The sequence below is a fragment of the Geodermatophilus amargosae genome, from assembly GCF_900116515.1.
GTDB classification, from domain to species: domain Bacteria; phylum Actinomycetota; class Actinomycetes; order Mycobacteriales; family Geodermatophilaceae; genus Geodermatophilus; species Geodermatophilus amargosae.
Genome location: NZ_FPBA01000017.1, coordinates 112333 through 129809 on the forward strand (window position 1 = coordinate 112333; position 17477 = coordinate 129809).

Genomic DNA, 17477 nt, shown 5'->3' on the forward strand with positions numbered 1-17477 from the left:
GCGCGCGTTCCACGGCTGAGGGCGGCTCCCCGGGGAGGGGGGCCGCCCTCGGTGCGTCAGGGCAGGGCCGCGGCTCAGGCCAGGTCGCGGACCAGCTCGGCCACGGGCTTGCGGACGCCGGTGTAGAACGGCACCTCCTCGCGCACGTGCCGGCGGGCACGGCTGGCCCGCAGGTCGCGCATCAGGTCGACGATGCGGTGCAGCTCGTCGGCCTCGAAGGCGAGCATCCACTCGTAGTCGCCCAGGCCGAACGAGGCCACCGTGTTGGCCCGCACGTCGGGGTAGGGCCGGGCCTGCATGCCGTGCTCCTTGAGCATGTCCCGCCGCTCCTCGTCGGGCAGCAGGTACCACTCGTAGGACCGCACGAACGGGTAGACGCAGACGTAGCGCCGCGGCTCCTCCTCGGCGAGGAACGCCGGGATGTGGCTGCGGTTGAACTCCGCCGGCCGGTGCAGCGCCATCTGCGACCACACCGGGTCCAGCGACCGGCCGAGCTGGGTGCGGCGCAGCCGCGTGTAGGCCTCCTGCAGCGCCTCGGGCGTCTCGGCGTGCCACCAGACCATGACGTCAGCGTCGGCCCGCAGCGCGGCGACGTCGTAGGTCCCGCGGACGACGACGCCCTTGCCGGCCAGCTCCTCGAACAGCCCGGCGACCTCGTCGGCGGCCGTGGTGCGCTGGTCGTCGGCCAGCGGCCGGGCGAGCCGGAACACCGACCACATCGTGTAGCGGATGAGGGTGTTGAGCTCGTTGGCCCGCTTGCCGACGCTCTTCGTCTCGGTCGGGGCTTGCGTCTGCTCGCTCATGCGCCCATTGTCCCGCGCCCCCGAGCGCGCCGTCCGCCCGCCGTCCGTGCGCTCCTGCACACACCGGCGGTCAGGGACGCGCGGCGCGCTCCCGTCCGGCCAGCGCGGCCAGCACGAGGACGACGACGTCCTCGGCCAGTGCCGCCTGCCGGTCCGGCACCCGCTGCGACGCCCAGCCCCGCCAGCGCGCGCCGCCGATCGTCCCCGCCGCGGCGCCGGCCGCCCCGGCCAGGACGGGCAGCACGCCGCTCCCGCTCCCCCGCCGGGCCAGCAGCGCGCTCCCGCCGGCACCGGACGCCAGCCGGACGGCGACGCTCGGCGCGATGGTGCGGGACGGGGTGCCCGGCAGCTTGTCGGCCACCACCTCGCCCACCACGGCGGCGATGGCGGCCAGGCGCACCGGCCACGGCAGGCGGGACGGGGCGGTCAGCGCGGGCGCGGCGAGACCGAGGGAGCTGCGTCCCCCGGCGGCGGTCCCCAGCAGCGCGGCCCGCAGGACGAGGGAGGCGGTCACGGCGCCCAGACTGTCAGGCCGCGCGCGGACGTCAGACCAGCGCCTCGACCGCGCGGCGGGCGCCCCGGATGCAGGCCGGCACGCCGACGCCGTCGTAGGCCGCCCCCGCCACCGCCAGTCCCGGCACCGCGGCGACGGCGTCCCGGATGGCGACCACCCGCTGCGGATGACCGACCAGGTACTGCGGCAGCCCGCCGCCCCAGCGCACCAGGTGGGTCTGCAGCGGCTCGCGGCGCTCGAGGCCGAGCAGGTCGGCGACGTCAGCCACCACCGCGGCGGTCAGGTCGTCGTCGTCGCGCTGCAGCTGCGACTCGTCGCCGTAGCGCCCCACCGACGCCCGCACCCGCAGCGCCCCGCCGCCGGACAGGTGCGGCCACTTCGACGACGACACCGTCACACCCTTGACCAGCCGCCCGGCCACCGGCGGGACCAGCAGTCCCGACCCGGCGTCGACCGGCTGGGCCGGGAAGGCCATGGCGACGACCGCCATCGACGCGTACGGGATGCCGCGCAGCGGCTCGACGGCCTCCGGTGCCACCCCGGTCAGCAGCCGCGCGGACTTGCCGGCCGGCGCGGTGAGGACGACGGCGTCGGCCTCCAGCACCTCGGGCGCGGCGGTCGGCCCCACCGCGACCTCCAGCCGCCCGTGCGCCCGGCGGATCGCGTGCGCCGGCGTGCGCAGCCGCACCTGCGCCCCCGACGCCTCCACCAGCGCCTGCGGCAGCGAGCCCAGGCCGCCGGCCACGGTCACGAACACCGGCCCGTCGGCGTCGCCGCGGCTGCGGGCGCCGGCGTCCCGGGCGGCGACGGCGGCGGCGAGCACCGAGTCGGCGCGGGCGAGCTGGGCGGCCAGCGCCGGCATCGTGGCGGCCAGCGAGAGGTCGTCGGGGCGGCCGGCGTAGACGCCGCCGAGCAGCGGCTCCACCAGCCGGTCGACCACCTCGTCGCCGAGCCGCGCGCGCAGCAGCGCGCCCACCGAGACGTCGCCGTCGAGGCGCAGCGGCGGCAGGTCGGCCTCCGCCCGCACCCGCGCGACGCCGTCGGCGGTGAGCACCCCGGCCAGCCCGTCGGCCGACGTCGGCACGCCCTGCACGGTCCCCGGCGGCAGCGGGTGCCGGCCGTCGGGCAGCACGATCGAGGCCTGCGTCGTCCTCGGTGCCACCAGCCGGTCGCCCAGGCCGAGCTCCCCGACCAGCTCCACCGCCTCGGGCACGCGGGCCAGCACGGCCTCGGGCCCGGTGTCGTACCAGCTGCCGGCCAGGTCGACCCGGTCGATCTTGCCGCCGATCCGGCCCCCGGCCTCCACGACGACGACCTCGTCGCCGGGCCGCCGCCGGGACCACTCGAACGCGGCCGTCAGCCCGGCGATCCCCGCACCGACGACGACGACGCGGCTCATCGCCGTGACAGCTCGTGCACCAGCTCCACGACGTGCGTGAGGACGCCGGGGTCGGTCTCCGGCAGCACCCCGTGGCCGAGGTTGAACACGTGCCCGCGGGCGGCGCGGCCCTGCTCCACGACGCGGCGGACCTCGCGGTCGACGGTCCGGCGGTCGGCCAGCAGGACGGCGGGGTCGAGGTTGCCCTGCAGCGACCGCTGCGGCCCCACCCGCCGGGCCGCCTCGTCCAGCGGCACCCGCCAGTCGACGCCGACGACGTCGGCCCCGGCGTCGCCGATCAGCGCGAGCAGCTCCCCGGTGCCGACGCCGAAGTGGACGCGCGGGACGTCGCGGTCGCCGAGCCCGTCGAAGACCGACCGCGAGTGCGGCAGCACCCGGGTGCCGTAGTCGACGGCCGAGAGCACGCCGGCCCAGGAGTCGAACAGCTGCACCGCCGAGGCGCCGTTGTCGATCTGCACGCGCAGGAAGGTCGCCGCCGAGACCGCCAACCGGGTCAGCAGGCGCGACCAGGCCTCCGGCTCTGCGTACATGAAGGCCTTGGTGCGGGCGTGCTCCTTGGAGGGCCCGCCCTCGATCAGGTAGGTCGCCAGGGTGAACGGCGCCCCGGCGAAGCCGATGAGCGGCGTGGAACCGAGCTCGGCGACCAGCCGGCGCACCGCCGTGGCGAGGAAGTCCAGCCGGTCGGGCTCGAGGCCGGGCAGCGCGTCGACGTCGGCGACCGTGCGCACCGGGTCCGCGACCACCGGGCCCACCCCCGGCTTGATCTCGATGTCGACCCCGGCCACGACCAGCGGCAGCACGATGTCGGAGAAGAGGATCGCGGCGTCCACGCCGTGCCGGCGGACCGGCTGCAGGGTGATCTCGGTGACCAGGTCGGGGTCCTGGCAGGCCTCGAGCATCGCGGTCCCGGCGCGCAGCGCCCGGTACTCCGGCAGCGACCGTCCGGCCTGCCGCATGAACCACACCGGCGTCCGCTCCACCGGGAGCCCGCGCGCTGCCCGCACGAGGTCCGAGTCGGCGGGGGACGGCGGGACGGCGGGTGCGGTGCTCACGACGGCCGATCCTCCCAGACCCCTGAGCAGCGGCGCGTCCGAGACAGACCGGGCTCCCGGCACCTACCCTGCGAGCGTGGAGCCACGCAGCCTGGCCGGACCCCGGGACGGGGCCGGTGCGCGCGCGGGCTCCGGCGGTCCCGGTGACGACCGGCCGGCCGACTTCGTCGCGGCCCTGGAGTCCCTCGCCGCGGTGCGGCCCCGCCCCGAGATCGTCGTCGAGGACATCCCCGCACCGCAACGCCTGGCGCCCTTCGCGCACGCGCTGGCCGCGCGGGTCCCCGAGGGCGAGGGCGACGACGAGGTCGAGCTCGCCGTCGCGCGGTTCATCGTCCTGCACGACCCGGCCGGCCACGAGGCCTGGGACGGGACCACCCGCTGCGTCGGGTACCTGTCGGCGAGCACCGACGAGTACATGGTCGACGACGCGATGTTCTCCGAGGTCGCCTGGAGCTGGCTGACCGACGCCCTCGGCGACTGCGGCGCGGCCTGGCACGCGCTCGGCGGCACCGTCACCCGCACCGCCTCCACCCGCTTCGGCGACCTCGCCGGCCCCGAGCACTCCGTCGACGTCGAGATCCGCGCGTCCTGGACCGCCGAGGACACCGCGCTCGGCCGCCACCTCGACGCCTGGCTGGAGGTCCTGGCCAACGCCGCCGGGCTCCCGCCGCCGGGGGTCGCGCTCCTCGGGCCGGCCGGCACCGCACCCGAGCTGCCCTGAGCACCGCCCCCGAGACGGACGGGCCCCGCGCGGTCTCTACGATCGGGGGGACAGGCAGACGCACTCCCCCGGGTCCCGCGCCGCTGCGCTCGCACCACCCGGGAGCCGAGCGGCGCACGCACGGACGGGACGGGCGAGAAGGTGGACGGCAACTGAGCACCGAGCCCCTGCCCGCCGACGCCCGGGACGACGACCGCGAGCCGGACGCGCCCGAAGCGATCCCCCTGCTGGCGCCGCGCGACGGCCTGCCGCCGGTCATCGACACCCCGGAGGCGCTCACCGGCTACGCCGACGCCCTCGGCGCCGGGAGCGGTCCGGTCGCCGTCGACGCCGAGCGCGCGTCCGGCTACCGCTACGGGCAGCGTGCCTACCTCGTGCAGCTGCGTCGCGCCGGTGCCGGCACCGGGCTGGTCGACCCCATCCCGCTGGGGGACCTGTCCGTGGTCCAGGACGCGATCGCCGACACCGAGTGGGTGCTGCACGCGGCCAGCCAGGACCTGCCGTGCCTCGCCGAGATCGGCATGGTGCCCGCGCGCATCTTCGACACCGAGCTGGCCGCGCGCCTGGCCGGGCTGCCGCGGGTGGGCCTGGCCGCCGTCGTCGAGTCGCTGCTGGGGTACTCCCTGGTCAAGGGCCACTCCGCGGCCGACTGGAGCACCCGGCCGCTACCCGAGGAGTGGCTGGTCTACGCCGCCCTCGACGTCGAGGTGCTCGTCGACCTGCGCGACGCGCTGGCGGCGCTGCTCGACCAGCAGGGCAAGACCGAGTGGGCACGCCAGGAGTTCGCCGCGGTGCTCGCCGCGGGCACGCCGCCGCCCCGTCAGGACCCCTGGCGGCGCACCTCCGGGGTGCACGGGCTGCGCAACCGGCGCCAGCTCGGGATGCTCCGCTCCCTGTGGCAGGCGCGCGACGACCTCGCCCGCCGCCGCGACGTCGCCCCCGGCCGGGTGCTGCCCGACGCGGCGATGGTGTCCGCCGTGCAGGCCGATCCGCAGACCGAGGCCGCGCTGCTGGAGCTGCCGGTGTTCCGCGGCCGCGCCAACCGGCGGCTGGTGGGCACGTGGTTCGGCGCGCTGACCCGCGGCCGGGCCCTGCCGGAGGCGGAGCTGCCGCCGCACAGCCGCCCGGGTGACGGGCCGCCGCCGGTCAACCGCTGGGCCGACCGCGACCCGGCCGCGGCCACCCGCCTGCAGGCCGCCCGCACGGGGCTGGCCGCGCTGTCGGAGCAGCACGACGTCCCGGTGGAGAACCTGCTCTCCCCCGACCTGGTCCGCCGGCTGATGTGGACCCCGCCCGAGCCGCGCGACGCCGGGACCGTCGCCGCGGCCCTGCGCGCCGGCGGCGCCCGCGAGTGGCAGGTCGAGCTGACCTGCGACCTGCTCGCCGAGGCCCTCACCCGCGCCTGAGACGACAGAGGGCGGTTCCGGCGCTCGCCGGAACCGCCCCCGCCGTCCGGCCCTCCTGCAGGGTCCCGCCGCGAGCCTGCGAGCGGTGGGGGGCAGGAGAGGGTCCTCCTAGTGACCGGTCGCGGCCGCCCGTCGCCGGGCCAGCGCGTCGACGCTGGCGGCCAGCAGCAGCACTCCACCGGTGATGATGAAGTTGAGGTACGCCTCGGTGCCCAGCAGCCCCAGCCCGTTGGCGATGATCGCCACCACCAGGCCGCCCAGGACGGCGTCGCGCACCCGTCCCCGGCCGCCGAAGAGGCTGGTGCCGCCGATGACCGCGGCGCCGACGGCGTAGAGCAGCGTGTTGCCACCGCCGGACCCCGGCGCCACCGAGCCGAGCCGGGCGGCCGCGACGATCCCGCTGATCGCCGCCAGGGTCGAGCCGATGACGAACACGGCCACCCTGATCCTGGTGACGTTGATGCCGGCCCGCCGGGCAGCCTCGGCGTTGCCGCCGACCGCGTAGACGTGCCGGCCGAAGCTCGTGCGCCCGAGCACGAAGGTCAGGAGCAGGAGCAGCAGGACCACCAGCGGGATGGCGTACGGGATCCCGGCGAGCACGACACCGACCGCCGGGGCCCGGTCGACGCTCAGCACCGCCGTGACCAGGACGACGACAGCCGCGATCACGCCGATCCGCACGAGCACCACGGGGAGCGGGGCGTGCGCGAGCCCCCTGCCACGCAGGACGCGGAACCGGTTGAGCTGCACCGCGGCGTACACGGCGATGACCACCAGGGCGAGGACCCAGCCGAGGGCGACCGGCACGTTCCTGTCGCTGATCGCCGAGATCACCGGGTCGCGCACCGGCACCGTGCCGCCCTCGCCGATGAGCCGCAGCGTGAAGCCCTGCCAGCCCAGGAAGAGCGCGAGTGTGACGACGAACGACGGGATGCCGATCATGCCGACGAGGCTGCCGGTGAACAGCCCGATGACCACGCCGGTGACGATGGCTGCCGCCACCGACACGTACCACGGCGCGCCGGCATCGGCGAGCAGCTTGGCCATCACCGCGGCACAGACGCCGCTGACCACGCCCGCGGACAGGTCGATCTCTCCCAGGAGCAGGATGAAGACCAGCCCCATCGCCAGGATGATGATCGGCGCCGCCTGGTCGGCCAGGTTGGCCATGTTCCGCGGCGTCAGGAACGTCTCGGGGCGCAGGGCGAAGAAGAGCAGGCCGAGGGCGACGATGCCGAGGATGGCCGGGAGCGCCCCCAGGTCACCGCCCCGGACGCGGTCGACGTAGGCCCGGACCGTCTCGCCGAGGGAGCCCGCGGTGCGGTCGGCCTCGAAGCCCGAGGGGGCGCCGCCCGGCTCCTGGGAGCTGGTGGGGGCGGAGATCGTGCTGGACATGGGTCAGACCTCCACCGCTGCGACTTCGGCGGGCGCGATGCCGAGGTTGCCCGACCGGCCCGCCGTGATGAGCTCGATGACCTGGGGTCGGTCGACCTGGGAGATGGGCACGTCGGCCGCCATCCGGCCCAGGTAGAGCGCCGCCACCCGGTCGGACACCTCGAAGACGTCGACCATGTTGTGGGTGATGAACAGGACGGCGTGGCCGGTGTCGGCCAGTCGTCGCACCAGGTCGAGCACCTGGCGGGTCTGCGCGACGCCGAGGGCTGCGGTCGGCTCGTCGAGGATCACGACCTTGGACTCCCACAGCACCGCCTTGGCGATGGCCACGGTCTGCCGCTGGCCACCGGACAGGCTCGACACCAGCTGGCGGACCGACTTGAGGGTGCGGACCGAGAGCTTGGCGAGCGTGTCGCGGGCGGAGGCCTCCATGGAGGCCTCGTCGAGGAGCATGCCGCGCTTGCGCTCGCGGCCGAGGAACATGTTCTGGACGACGTCGAGGTTGTCGGCCAGCGCGAGGTCCTGGTAGACGACCTCGATGCCGAGGGCCGCGGAGTCGCGCGGGCCGGTGACCGACACCGGGTTCCCCTGGAACAGGATCTGGCCACCGTCGATCGCGTGGATCCCGGCGATGGCCTTGATGAGCGTGCTCTTGCCGGCTCCGTTGTCACCCACGAGTGCGGTGACCTGACCCGGGAAGACCTTCAGGTCGACTCCGTGGAGCACCTGTATGGCGCCGAAGCTCTTGGTGACGCCGCGGAGCTCGAGGATCGGGGTCCCCTCGTCCGCCTGCGGAACGGTCATGGCGGTCCTCTCTCGGTACAGGCCTGCGGGGCGTCTCCTGAGCATGTCAGGAGACGCCCCGCAGGGAGGGGTCAGGAGATGCCGAGCTCCTGGCAGGCGGCGGCGAAGTCGCCGGTGCACAGCTCCTCGGCGGTCACGAACTCGTCGTCGACGACGTCCTTGACGTTGTCACGGAAGATCGAGACCGGCGTGAGCAGGACCGACGGGACGTCGCGGCCGGCCTCGGTGTCCTCGACGGTGCCGGTGGTCTCGGCCTCCTCGCCGTTGATCAGCGCGACCGCCAGCTCGGCGAGCGCGTTGGCCTCGTCGCGGACCGACTTGTAGACCGTCATGCACTGGTCGCCGGCGAGGATGTTCTGCAGGCCCTCGACACTGGCGTCCTGACCGGTCACGTTGGCCTGGCCGGCGGCGTTGTTGCGCCCGAGGATCTGGATCACCGAGTTGGCCAGGCCGTCGTTCGCGGCCAGCACGCCGGCGATGTCACCGTTGGCCTGGGTGTACATCTGCTCGAAGATCGTCGCGGCCTCCTGGTTGTCCCACTCCGGGACCGCCTGCTCGGCCACCTGCGGGTACTGCGTCAGCGGGTCGAGCACCTCGTGGGCGCCCGACGAGAAGAGCGTCGCGTTGTTGTCGTCCGGCGAGCCGTTGAGGAACGCGATGTTCCCCTGGGTGACGCCGTTGGCCTCGAGGCACTGCTGCAGGCCCGCGCCCTGGAGCCGGCCGACCTCGGTGTTGTCGAAGGAGACGTAGTACTCCGCGGAGCCGCCCAGGGTCAGACGGTCGTAGTCGATCGTCGCGACACCCTCGTTGGCCGCCTGCTCCTGGATCTGCGCGCCAGAGGCCGAGTCGAGGTTGACGATCGCGAGGACGGTGGCGCCCTCGGTGATCATCTGCTCGGCGATGGTCGCCTGCCGCTGGGCGTCGCCCTCGGCGTTCTGGATGTCGTACTCGACACCGGCCTCCTCGAAGGCCGCCTCGAGGTAGGGGCGGTCGAAGTTCTCCCACCGCACCGAGGACTCGGTGTCGGGGAGGATCACGCCGACCTTGCCGGCGGCCTCGCCGCCGCCCTCGCCGCCGCCACCGCCGCCGCCGGTCTCACCGCCGCTGTCGCCGCCACAGGCAGCCAGGCTGAAGACAAGGGAGGCCGCCAGGGCCGTCATCGTGGTGCGCCGTCGCGCCATGGATGGGTCCACCATTCCGTCGGGAATCTGCAGAAGTGCGGCGGCCAATATGCGCTCCCGGTCACACGGGTTGCAAGCCCGGGTCGGTGGCGTTGCCGGACCGTGACCCTTCCGGGGTGGGTCCGGGCCTCCTCCGCCCCCGCGGGATCGGGTCGTGCTTGGCCGACGGGTTACCGACGGGTAACTTGGCGGGCGCCGTCCCCGTGCCCGGAGACGGCTCCTTCTGCTGCGGAGGTCTGAGTGTCATCTGGAGAGCGGCGGCCGCGCCCGCTGCGCGAGGTCGTCTTCGTCGACGGCGTGCGCACCCCCTTCGGCAAGGCCGGCCCCAAGGGCGTGTACGCCGAGACGCGCGCCGACGACATGGTCGTGCGCGTGATCCGCGAGCTCCTGCGCCGCAACCCGGCGCTGCCAGCCGAGCGGGTCGACGAGGTCGCCATCGCCTCGACCACGCAGATCGGCGACCAGGGGCTGACCATCGGCCGCACCGCCGCGCTGCTGGCCGGACTGCCGAAGTCGGTCCCCGGCTACGCCATCGACCGGATGTGCGCCGGCGCGATGACCGCCGTCACCACCACCGCCAGCGGCATCGCCTTCGGCGCCTACGACGTCGCCATCGCCGGCGGCGTCGAGCACATGGGCCGCCACCCGATGGGCGAGGGCGCCGACCCCAACCCGCGGTTCTTCAGCGAGGAGCTGGTCGACGGCTCCGCGCTGGTCATGGGCTCCACCGCCGAGAACCTGCACGACCGCTTCCCGCACCTGACCAGGGAGCGGGCCGACGCCTTCGCGCTGGCCAGCCAGCAGAAGTACGCCAAGGCCGTGGCCAACGGGCAGATCGGCCCGGAGCTGGTGACGGTCGCGACCCGCTCGCAGGATCACGGCTGGGGGCTGGCCACCGCCGACGAGCCGCCACGGCCGGGCACCACGCTGGAGGGCCTGGCCACGCTCAAGACGCCGTTCCGCCCGCACGGGCACGTGACCGCCGGCAACGCGGCGGGCCTCAACGACGGCGCCACCGGCTGCATCCTGGCCGCCGAGGAGACCGCCGAGGAGCTCGGCCTGACCGCCGGCATGCGGCTGGTCGGCTACGGGTTCGCCGGCGTCGAGCCCGAGGTCATGGGCGTGGGCCCGGTGCCCTCCACCGAGCGCGCGCTGGCGCGCACCGGCCTGTCGATCACCGACATCGGCCTGTTCGAGCTCAACGAGGCCTTCGCCGTCCAGGTGCTGGCCTTCCTCGACCACTTCGGCATCGCCGACGACGACGAGCGGGTCAACCCCTGGGGCGGCGCCATCGCCGTCGGCCACCCGCTGGCCTCCTCCGGCGTCCGCCTGATGACCCAGCTGTCGCGGCAGTTCGCCGAGCGGCCCGACGTCCGGTACGGCCTGACCGCCATGTGCGTGGGCCTCGGCATGGGCGCCACCGTGATCTGGGAGAACACCGACTGGGAGGGTGCGGCCGAGTGACCGCCACGTTCGAGAACGAGGTCGTGACCAGCGCCCGGGTGCGGTACCTGCGGGTGCCCGGCCTGGCCGGCGAGATCGCCCTGGTCACGCTGGACAACGGGCACGACCACACCCGCCCGTCCACCTTCGGCCCCGGCGGGCTGGCGTCGCTGGACGCCGCGCTCGACGAGATCGCCGCACACACCCCGACCCCCGCGGCCGTCGCGGTGACCGGCAAGCCGTTCGTCTTCGCCGTGGGCGCGGACCTCTCCGGCGTGCCGTCGGTGACCGACGCCGCCACGGCGCGGGAGATCGCCGAGACCGGCCACCGGGTGTTCCGGCGGCTGAAGGACGCGTCCGTGCCGACGTTCGCCTTCGTCAACGGCGCGGCGCTCGGCGGCGGCCTGGAGCTGGCGCTGCACTGCTCGTACCGCACGATCGCCAGCACCGCCGTCGTCGCCTTCCCCGAGGTGTTCCTCGGCCTGGTGCCCGGCTGGGGCGGCACGCAGCTGCTGCCGGACCTCGTCGGGATCGACGCGGCGGTCACCGTGGTCGTCGGGAACGCCCTGGCGCAGAACGAGGTCACGCGCGGCCCGAGGGCCGCGGAGCTCGGCATCGCCGACGCGCTGTTCGAGCCGGCCGACTTCCTCGAGCGGTCGCTGGAGTGGGCCGCCGCTGTCCTGAACGGCGACGTGACGGTGTCGCGCCCCCAGGTGGACCGCACGGGCTGGGACGCCGCGATCGAGCGGGCCCGCGGCATCGTCACGGCGCGCACGCGCAACGCCTCCCCCGGCGCGCTGCGCGCCGTCGAGCTGCTCGACCTGGCCCGGAACGGCGTCGACGGCGAGGCGTTCACCGCGGGCACCGCCGCTGAGGACCAGGCGCTCACCGACCTGCTGATGAGTGACGAGTTGCGGGCCGGCCTGTACGCGTTCGACCTGGTCAACAGGCGCGCCAAGCGGCCGGCCGGCGCCCCCGACAGGTCGCTGGCGCGCACGGTCACCAAGGTCGGCGTCGTCGGCGCCGGGCTCATGGCCTCGCAGCTGGCGCTGCTGTTCGTCCGGCGGCTGGAGGTGCCGGTCGTGCTGACCGACGTCGACCAGGCCCGCGTGGACAAGGGCGTCGGCTACGTGCACGGCGAGCTCGAGAAGCTCGCCTCCCGCGGCCGGCTCTCCCCCGACCGGCTCAACCGGCTCAAGGGCCTGGTCACCGGGGCGCTGGACAAGGCCGCCTTCGCCGACGCCGACCTCGTCGTCGAGGCCGTGTTCGAGGAGATGTCGGTCAAGCAGCAGGTGTTCGCCGAGGTGGAGGCGGTCGTCTCCCCCGAGTGCGTGCTGGCCACCAACACCTCGGCGCTGTCGGTGACCGAGATGGCCTCCGAGCTCGAGCACCCCGAGCGGGTCGTCGGCCTGCACTTCTTCAACCCGGTGGCGGTCCTGCCGCTGCTGGAGGTCGTGCGCGCCGAGCAGACCGACGACGCCGCGCTGGCCACCGCCTTCGCCGTCGGCAAGGCGCTCGAGAAGTCCTGCGTGCTGGTCGCCGACGCCCCGGCGTTCGTGGTCAACCGGCTGCTCACCCGCTTCCTCGGCGAGGTCACCTCGGCCGTGGAGCAGGGGACGCCGGTGGCCGTGGCCGACCGGGCGCTGGACCCCCTGGGCCTGCCGATGTCGCCGTTCGAGCTGCTCACGCTGGTCGGCCCGCCGGTCGCCCTGCACGTGGCCGAGCGGATGCACGAGGCCTTCCCCGACCGGTTCGCCGTCGGCGAGGGGCTGCGCAGGATGGTGGAGCTGGGCAGGACCAGCGTCTACTCCGAGCCGGGCGTCGTGGACCCCCAGCTCGAGGGCATCGACGCCGGCGACTCCCCGCTGACCGAGGACGAGGTCCGCGACCGCGCGGTCCGGGCGCTGGCACAGGAGATCGGGCTGATGCTCGACGAGGGCGTCGTCCAGGCCGTGCAGGACATCGACCTGTGCATGGTGCTGGGCGCCGGCTGGCCGTTCTGGCTGGGCGGCATCTCCGCGTACCTCGACCGCGCCGGCGTCTCCGAGGCGGTCACCGGCTCGCGGTTCCTGCCCAGGGGCGTGGCCTCGCTGCCGGCCTAGGTCCCGACGACGGACGGCCCGGGTCCCCGTGCGGGGGCCCGGGCCGTCGGTCTGCCGCGCTCGGGCGCCCGACCTCGCGGTGCGGTGCCCGACCCCGCGCTGCGGGGTGAGGTCGGGCACCACGCGGCGAGACCGGTGGCACCGGCCGTCCGGCTGCCGTTCCCGGGCCGTCGGTCGTCAGCGGAACTTGCGGGTGATGCTCTCCATCGTGCGGTCGACGCCGGCCACCTTCAGGTGCGAGATGCCGCTGGTGGCACCGGCCGCGAGCATCGCCTCGTGGGCGGCCCGCAGGGTCGCCCAGACCTCGTCGGCGTCGCCCTCCAGCGTCGTGCCCAGCGCCCCGACCTCGTGGTGCAGGCCCGAGGCCTGGATGACCCGCACGGCGGCCTCGACGTGGGCGTGCGGGTCGTCGGGCGTCCCGGCCGGCGTGGGCGCCACCTGGATCTCGGCGATCACCCGCCCGGTCATCGGCGGGGGTCGTCCAGGCGCTCGGGCTCCTGCTCGGCCCGCTCGGTGACCACCGCGGTCCACTCGGCGATCCGCCGGGCGAGGTCCTGCTCGGTCAGGCCGCAGTCGGCCAGCACCTGTCCGCGGCTGCCGTGCTCGAGGAACGCCTGCGGCAGACCCAGTGCCCGCACCGGGACGTCGTACTGGCGGTCCTGCAGCGCCTGCGACAGCGTCGTGCCGACGCCGCCGGCCCGCCCGCCGTCCTCGACGGTGACGATCAGCCGGTGCCCGGCGGCGAGCTCGACCAGCTCGTCGGCGACCGGCAGCACCCAGCGCGGGTCGACGACGGTCACGTCGATGCCGTGGTCGGCGGCCCGCTCGGCGGCGGCCAGGCACATCGGCACCATCGAGCCGACGGCGACCAGCAGCACCTCCTGCCGGTCCCCGCGGCGCAGCACGTCGACCGGGCCGCGCCGCTCCAGTGCCGGGATGTCGACCGGCGGCGGCCCCTTCGGGAAGCGGACGACGGTCGGCCCGTCGGTCACCGCGACCGCCTCGCGCAGCGCCTCGCGCAGCGTGGGCTCGTCGCGCGGTGCGGCCATCTGCAGCCCCGGCACCACCGAGCAGATCGACATGTCCCACATGCCGTTGTGCGAGGCGCCGTCGGAGCCGGTGACCCCGGCCCGGTCGAGGACGACGGTGACCGGCTGGCGGTGCAGCGCGACGTCCATGAGCAGCTGGTCGAAGGCCCGGTTGAGGAACGTCGAGTAGACGGCGACCACCGGGTGCAGTCCGCCCATCGCCATGCCCGCCGCGCTGGTGAGCGCGTGCTGCTCGGCGATGCCCACGTCGTAGGTGCGCTCGGGGAAGCGCTCGGCGAACGCGGCGAGCCCCGTCGGGTGCAGCATCGCCGCGGTGACGGCGACGACGTCGCTGCGTTCGGTGCCGATGCGCACCAGCTCGTCGGAGAAGGCCGTCGTCCAGTCGCGGGCGACGGCGGGGCTGATGCCGCTGTCGGGGTCGAAGACGCCGGTGGCGTGCCAGGCGTCGATCTGGTCGGTCTCGGCCGGCGCGTAGCCGAAGCCCTTGGTGGTGACCGCGTGCACGATCACCGGACCGCCGAACGAGCGGGCGCGCCGCAGCGCGGACTCCATGACCTCGACGTCGTGCCCGTCGACCGGCCCGACGTACTTCATGCCGAGGTCCTCGAACATGCCCTGCGGCGCCAGGACGTCCTTGACGCCCTTCTTGACCGCGTGCAGGGCGTCGAAGAGGGCCGAGCCGACGACCGGCGCCCGGTGCAGCGTCTGGCGGATGGCCAGCAGCGCCTGCTCGTAGCCCGGACGCAACCGCAGGCCGGCCAGCGCGTCGGCGACGCCGCCGATCGTCGGGGAGTACGAGCGGCCGTTGTCGTTGACCACGATGACCACCGGGCGGTCCTTCGCCGCGGCGATGTTGTTCAGCGCCTCCCAGGCCATGCCGCCGGTGAGGGCGCCGTCGCCGATCACGGCGACGACGGGGCGGCGCTCGCCGCGGACGGCGAAGGCCTTGGCCAGCCCGTCGGCGTAGGACAGCGAGGTCGAGGCGTGGCTGTTCTCGACCCAGTCGTGCTCGCTCTCCGTGCGGCTCGGGTAGCCCGACAGCCCGCCGCGCTGGCGCAGCCGCTCGAAGCCCTCGACGCGGCCGGTGAGCATCTTGTGCACGTAGGCCTGGTGGCCGGTGTCGAAGACGATCGGCTCGCGCGGGGACTCGAACACCCGGTGCAGCGCGATGGTGATCTCGACCGTGCCGAGGTTGGGGCCGAGGTGGCCGCCGGTGCGGGCCACGCTGGAGACCAGCGCGTCACGGATCTCCGCGGCCAGCGTGGGCAGCTGCTCGGGGGGCAGCACCCTCAGGTCGGCGGGGTCACGGAGCGAGCGCAGGAGCGACACGGCGCGGCGGTGTCCTCTCTGTCGGCGGCGGGCACGGCACGTCGACGGCCGCCGGTCAACTGTAGTCGCGTATCGGCTCCGGCCTCCGGGGGAACGGGGTGCGCGCGCGAGGGGACGTTCCGTCACGACCCGTCACGGGATCAGCCGCGTGACCAGGAACAACCCCTCACTTCCGTCGGTGATTGACAGAACGCGGGCGGGCTCCGACGATGCCCGCCATGGACCCCCGCCGGCCGTGGCTGCCCGACGTCTCGGGGCCCTCGCGGCGGCTGGTCGAGGAGCTGCGGGTCAGCGGCCCCTCCACCCGGGCGCAGCTGGTCGAGCGCACCGGCCTGTCCCGCGCGACGGTCTCGGGGTACGTGTCCGACCTCGTCGACCGCGGCCTGGTCGCACCCGCCGAGGAGACGAGCGCGGTCGAGACCGGGGGCCGCCCCGCCCGGCTGGTGCACCTCACCCGCCGGGCTGGCGTCGTCGTCGGGGTCGACATCGGGCGCACGCACGTCCGGGTCGCCGTCGCCGACCTCTCCCACGCGATCGCCGGCGAGGAGACCACCACGCTGCAGGTCGCCGACCTCGACTCCGACGAGGTCCTGGACACGGTGGCCACCCAGGTGCGCGCGGAGCTGCGCCGCGTCGGCGCCTGCACCGAGGACGTCGTCGGTGCCGTCGTGGGCCTGCCCACCCCGGTCGTCGGCCGGGCGGCCAGTGCCCGCGGCACCGTGGCGCGCTCGAACATCCTGCCGACCTGGTCGGGACGGACGCCGGCGCCGGCGCTGCAGGAGCGGCTCGGCGTCCCCGTGATCGTGGAGAACGACGCCAACCTCGGCGCCGTCGCGGAGGTCCGCTGGGGCGCCGGCCGCGGCTCGCGCGCCACCATCTACCTGAAGATGGCCACCGGCGTCGGTGGCGCGATCGTCCTCGACGGCGACCTGCTCCGCGGCGTCTCCGGCACCGCCGGCGAGATGGGCCACGTCAGCCTCGACCCGGCCGGCGCGCTGTGCCGCTGCGGCAACCGCGGCTGCCTGGAGCTGACGGCCGGGGGCGCCGCGCTCCTGCAGGCCATCCGGACCGCCGCCCCGCACCTGGCCGACCTGCGCTCGCTGGTCGCCGGCGCGCAGGAGGGCGACCAGGCCTGCCGGCGGCTGATTGCCGACGCCGGCACGTCGGTGGGCCAGGTCCTCGGCGGGCTGGTCAACGTGCTCAACCCCGACCGCATCGTCGTCGGCGGCGAGCTGGGCACCGCCGGCGACCTGCTGGTCGACCCGCTCCGGCGGGCGCTCGGGCAGTCCGCCATCCCCGCCGCCGCCGAGCAGCTCGCCGTGGTGCCCGGCTCGCTCGGGGCCCGCGCGGAGGTGCTCGGCGCGCTGGCGGTCGCGCTCCGGGAGGCCGACCGGCTCGGCTGACCGGGCTGGGCCCCGGGGCCCGTGGACGACGACCGGGCCTCCGGGTGCCGCCCTCCCCCCGCTGCTACAGCCGGGGGACCCAGACCTCGCCCCGCAGCGCCCCGGCGACCACCTCGACACCCCGCGCGGCCGCGGCCAGCCGGGCCCCCTCCCGCTCGTAGGCGGCGACGGCGGCCTCGATGGCATCCGGCGGCAGGTGGTCGGCCAGGTCGACGCGCACGGTGCGCCACCCCGTGCGGGCCGCCTCCAGGCCGGCCGCGACGTGGTCGCCGGCCAGCCGGGCGAGCAGCACGGGATAGCGCCGCAGCACCTCGTGGGCCCGGTAGTCGGGTGGGACGAGGTCGAACAGCCAGGCGACGGCGGTGTTCTCCCAGTCGGGAGCGCCCACGGGCCGCACCTGCTCCGGCCAGCCCGGGGGGACGCTCGCAGTCACGGGAGCATCCTGCCGCAGGTCGAACGCGTGTTCGACCCGGCGCGCCTCGCCTCACCCGGTCGTGATCGCCGGGCGCCGCCCGCCTAGGTGTTGCAACCAGACAGGTTGTTCACGCGGTCAGTCGGCTGATCGGTGGGTGGCCTCCGAGGGCGGAGTGGCTGCGGGCAGTGTTGTAGTGCTGCAGCCAGGAGTCCAGGGCGGCGGTGCGCTCCTCGTTGCTGGTCCAGCCGGTGGCGTAGGCCCACTCGGTGCGCAGGGTGCGGTTGAACCGTTCGGCCTTGCCGAAGCTCCTATGGCGGTCAAGTGGCGGCGAACGGCAGGGCGGCCGGTGTGGTGAGCAGGCGGTAGATCTCGCGGGCGATGTGTCGCTTGAGGCAGCGGATGATCTCCTTGGTGCTTTTCCCGTCGGCTTGTCGTTTGGTGACGTAGGCGCGGGTGCGGGG

General features: G+C 75.0%; 15 protein-coding genes and 2 pseudogenes. 5 read left to right on the top strand and 12 right to left on the bottom strand.

The window, feature by feature from the left end:
- Window positions 1–74 precede the first annotated feature (74 nt).
- The 4 genes from hemQ to hemE all read right to left on the bottom strand — a co-directional run bounded on the left by hemQ (window position 75) and on the right by hemE (window position 3768).
- Window positions 75–803 carry a hydrogen peroxide-dependent heme synthase gene (gene hemQ, locus BM414_RS19795; protein ID WP_093582186.1) on the bottom strand — a complete coding sequence of 243 codons (729 nt, stop codon included), beginning with the start codon at window positions 801–803 and terminating at the stop codon, window positions 75–77.
- Window positions 804–873: 70 nt separating this feature from the next.
- Window positions 874–1317, bottom strand: a complete 444-nt coding sequence (locus BM414_RS19800; protein WP_093582188.1) for a hypothetical protein — start codon at window positions 1315–1317, stop codon at window positions 874–876.
- A 31-nt stretch (window positions 1318–1348) separates the two neighbouring features.
- Window positions 1349–2716, bottom strand: a complete 1368-nt coding sequence (hemG, locus tag BM414_RS19805) for a protoporphyrinogen oxidase (RefSeq protein WP_093582190.1) — start codon at window positions 2714–2716, stop codon at window positions 1349–1351.
- Window positions 2713–3768, bottom strand: coding sequence for a uroporphyrinogen decarboxylase (hemE, locus tag BM414_RS19810; protein ID WP_175551697.1), 1056 nt, complete (start codon window positions 3766–3768; stop codon window positions 2713–2715). Before hemE ends, hemG begins: the two co-directional genes overlap by 4 nt.
- Before the next feature lie 76 nt (window positions 3769–3844).
- On the opposite strand from hemE, the gene BM414_RS19815 reads away from it, so the two are divergent.
- Together BM414_RS19815 and BM414_RS19820 are read left to right on the top strand one after the other, a co-directional pair.
- Window positions 3845–4489 carry a DUF3000 domain-containing protein gene (locus BM414_RS19815; RefSeq protein WP_245784843.1) on the top strand — a complete coding sequence of 215 codons (645 nt, stop codon included), beginning with the start codon at window positions 3845–3847 and terminating at the stop codon, window positions 4487–4489.
- A gap of 167 nt (window positions 4490–4656) precedes the next feature.
- Complete coding sequence (locus BM414_RS19820) at window positions 4657–5895, top strand: ribonuclease D (RefSeq protein ID WP_245784846.1); 1239 nt, start codon at window positions 4657–4659, stop codon at window positions 5893–5895.
- Between the two features lie 108 nt (window positions 5896–6003).
- Here the strand turns inward: BM414_RS19820 and BM414_RS19825 are convergent, their stop codons facing one another.
- From BM414_RS19825 to BM414_RS19835, 3 genes are all read right to left on the bottom strand, one after another.
- Window positions 6004–7290 (bottom strand): sugar ABC transporter permease, encoded by a 1287-nt coding sequence (locus tag BM414_RS19825; protein WP_093582194.1) that lies wholly within the window; start codon window positions 7288–7290, stop codon window positions 6004–6006.
- Window positions 7291–7293: 3 nt separating this feature from the next.
- A complete protein-coding gene (locus BM414_RS19830) occupies window positions 7294–8094 on the bottom strand; it encodes an ATP-binding cassette domain-containing protein (protein ID WP_093582196.1) in 801 nt (266 codons plus the stop codon).
- A gap of 71 nt (window positions 8095–8165) precedes the next feature.
- Window positions 8166–9275 (bottom strand): sugar ABC transporter substrate-binding protein, encoded by a 1110-nt coding sequence (locus tag BM414_RS19835; RefSeq protein WP_093582198.1) that lies wholly within the window; start codon window positions 9273–9275, stop codon window positions 8166–8168.
- A gap of 240 nt (window positions 9276–9515) precedes the next feature.
- On the opposite strand from BM414_RS19835, the gene BM414_RS19840 reads away from it, so the two are divergent.
- Together BM414_RS19840 and BM414_RS19845 are read left to right on the top strand one after the other, a co-directional pair.
- A complete protein-coding gene (locus tag BM414_RS19840; RefSeq protein ID WP_217644826.1) occupies window positions 9516–10739 on the top strand; it encodes a thiolase family protein in 1224 nt (407 codons plus the stop codon).
- The gene (locus BM414_RS19845; protein ID WP_093582200.1) at window positions 10736–12820 is read left to right on the top strand and encodes a 3-hydroxyacyl-CoA dehydrogenase NAD-binding domain-containing protein; all 2085 of its coding nucleotides are present in this window, start codon (window positions 10736–10738) and stop codon (window positions 12818–12820) included. The genes BM414_RS19840 and BM414_RS19845 overlap by 4 nt, the downstream gene beginning before the upstream one ends.
- 177 nt (window positions 12821–12997) lie before the next feature.
- Here BM414_RS19845 and BM414_RS19850 read toward each other — a convergent pair whose 3' ends face one another.
- Both BM414_RS19850 and dxs read right to left on the bottom strand, forming a co-directional pair.
- Window positions 12998–13288, bottom strand: coding sequence for a thiamine-binding protein (locus BM414_RS19850; protein WP_093582202.1), 291 nt, complete (start codon window positions 13286–13288; stop codon window positions 12998–13000).
- Window positions 13285–15198, bottom strand: coding sequence for a 1-deoxy-D-xylulose-5-phosphate synthase (dxs, locus tag BM414_RS19855; protein ID WP_093582204.1), 1914 nt, complete (start codon window positions 15196–15198; stop codon window positions 13285–13287). Before dxs ends, BM414_RS19850 begins: the two co-directional genes overlap by 4 nt.
- A 218-nt stretch (window positions 15199–15416) precedes the next feature.
- On the opposite strand from dxs, the gene BM414_RS19860 reads away from it, so the two are divergent.
- Window positions 15417–16601, top strand: a complete 1185-nt coding sequence (locus tag BM414_RS19860; RefSeq protein ID WP_175551699.1) for an ROK family transcriptional regulator — start codon at window positions 15417–15419, stop codon at window positions 16599–16601.
- A 64-nt stretch (window positions 16602–16665) separates the two neighbouring features.
- On the opposite strand, the gene BM414_RS19865 is transcribed toward BM414_RS19860, so the two are convergent.
- The 3 genes and pseudogenes from BM414_RS19865 to BM414_RS30980 all read right to left on the bottom strand — a co-directional run.
- Window positions 16666–17034 carry a hypothetical protein gene (locus BM414_RS19865; protein ID WP_093582208.1) on the bottom strand — a complete coding sequence of 123 codons (369 nt, stop codon included), beginning with the start codon at window positions 17032–17034 and terminating at the stop codon, window positions 16666–16668.
- Window positions 17035–17143: 109 nt separating this feature from the next.
- Window positions 17144–17317 (bottom strand): annotated as a pseudogene (locus tag BM414_RS19870) (integrase core domain-containing protein); the annotation flags it as partial.
- A 16-nt stretch (window positions 17318–17333) separates the two neighbouring features.
- A pseudogene (locus tag BM414_RS30980) lies at window positions 17334–17477 on the bottom strand (IS110 family transposase); the annotation flags it as partial.

Coding starts and splice junctions, on each gene's coding strand:
- hemQ (WP_093582186.1), bottom strand. CDS start 803: ATGAGCGAGCAGACGCAAGCCCCGACCGAGACGAAGAGCGTCGGCAAG.
- hemG (WP_093582190.1), bottom strand. CDS start 2,716: ATGAGCCGCGTCGTCGTCGTCGGTGCGGGGATCGCCGGGCTGACGGCC.
- BM414_RS19825 (WP_093582194.1), bottom strand. CDS start 7,290: ATGTCCAGCACGATCTCCGCCCCCACCAGCTCCCAGGAGCCGGGCGGC.
- BM414_RS19830 (WP_093582196.1), bottom strand. CDS start 8,094: ATGACCGTTCCGCAGGCGGACGAGGGGACCCCGATCCTCGAGCTCCGC.
- BM414_RS19835 (WP_093582198.1), bottom strand. CDS start 9,275: ATGGCGCGACGGCGCACCACGATGACGGCCCTGGCGGCCTCCCTTGTC.
- BM414_RS19850 (WP_093582202.1), bottom strand. CDS start 13,288: ATGACCGGGCGGGTGATCGCCGAGATCCAGGTGGCGCCCACGCCGGCC.
- BM414_RS19860 (WP_175551699.1), top strand. CDS start 15,417: ATGGACCCCCGCCGGCCGTGGCTGCCCGACGTCTCGGGGCCCTCGCGG.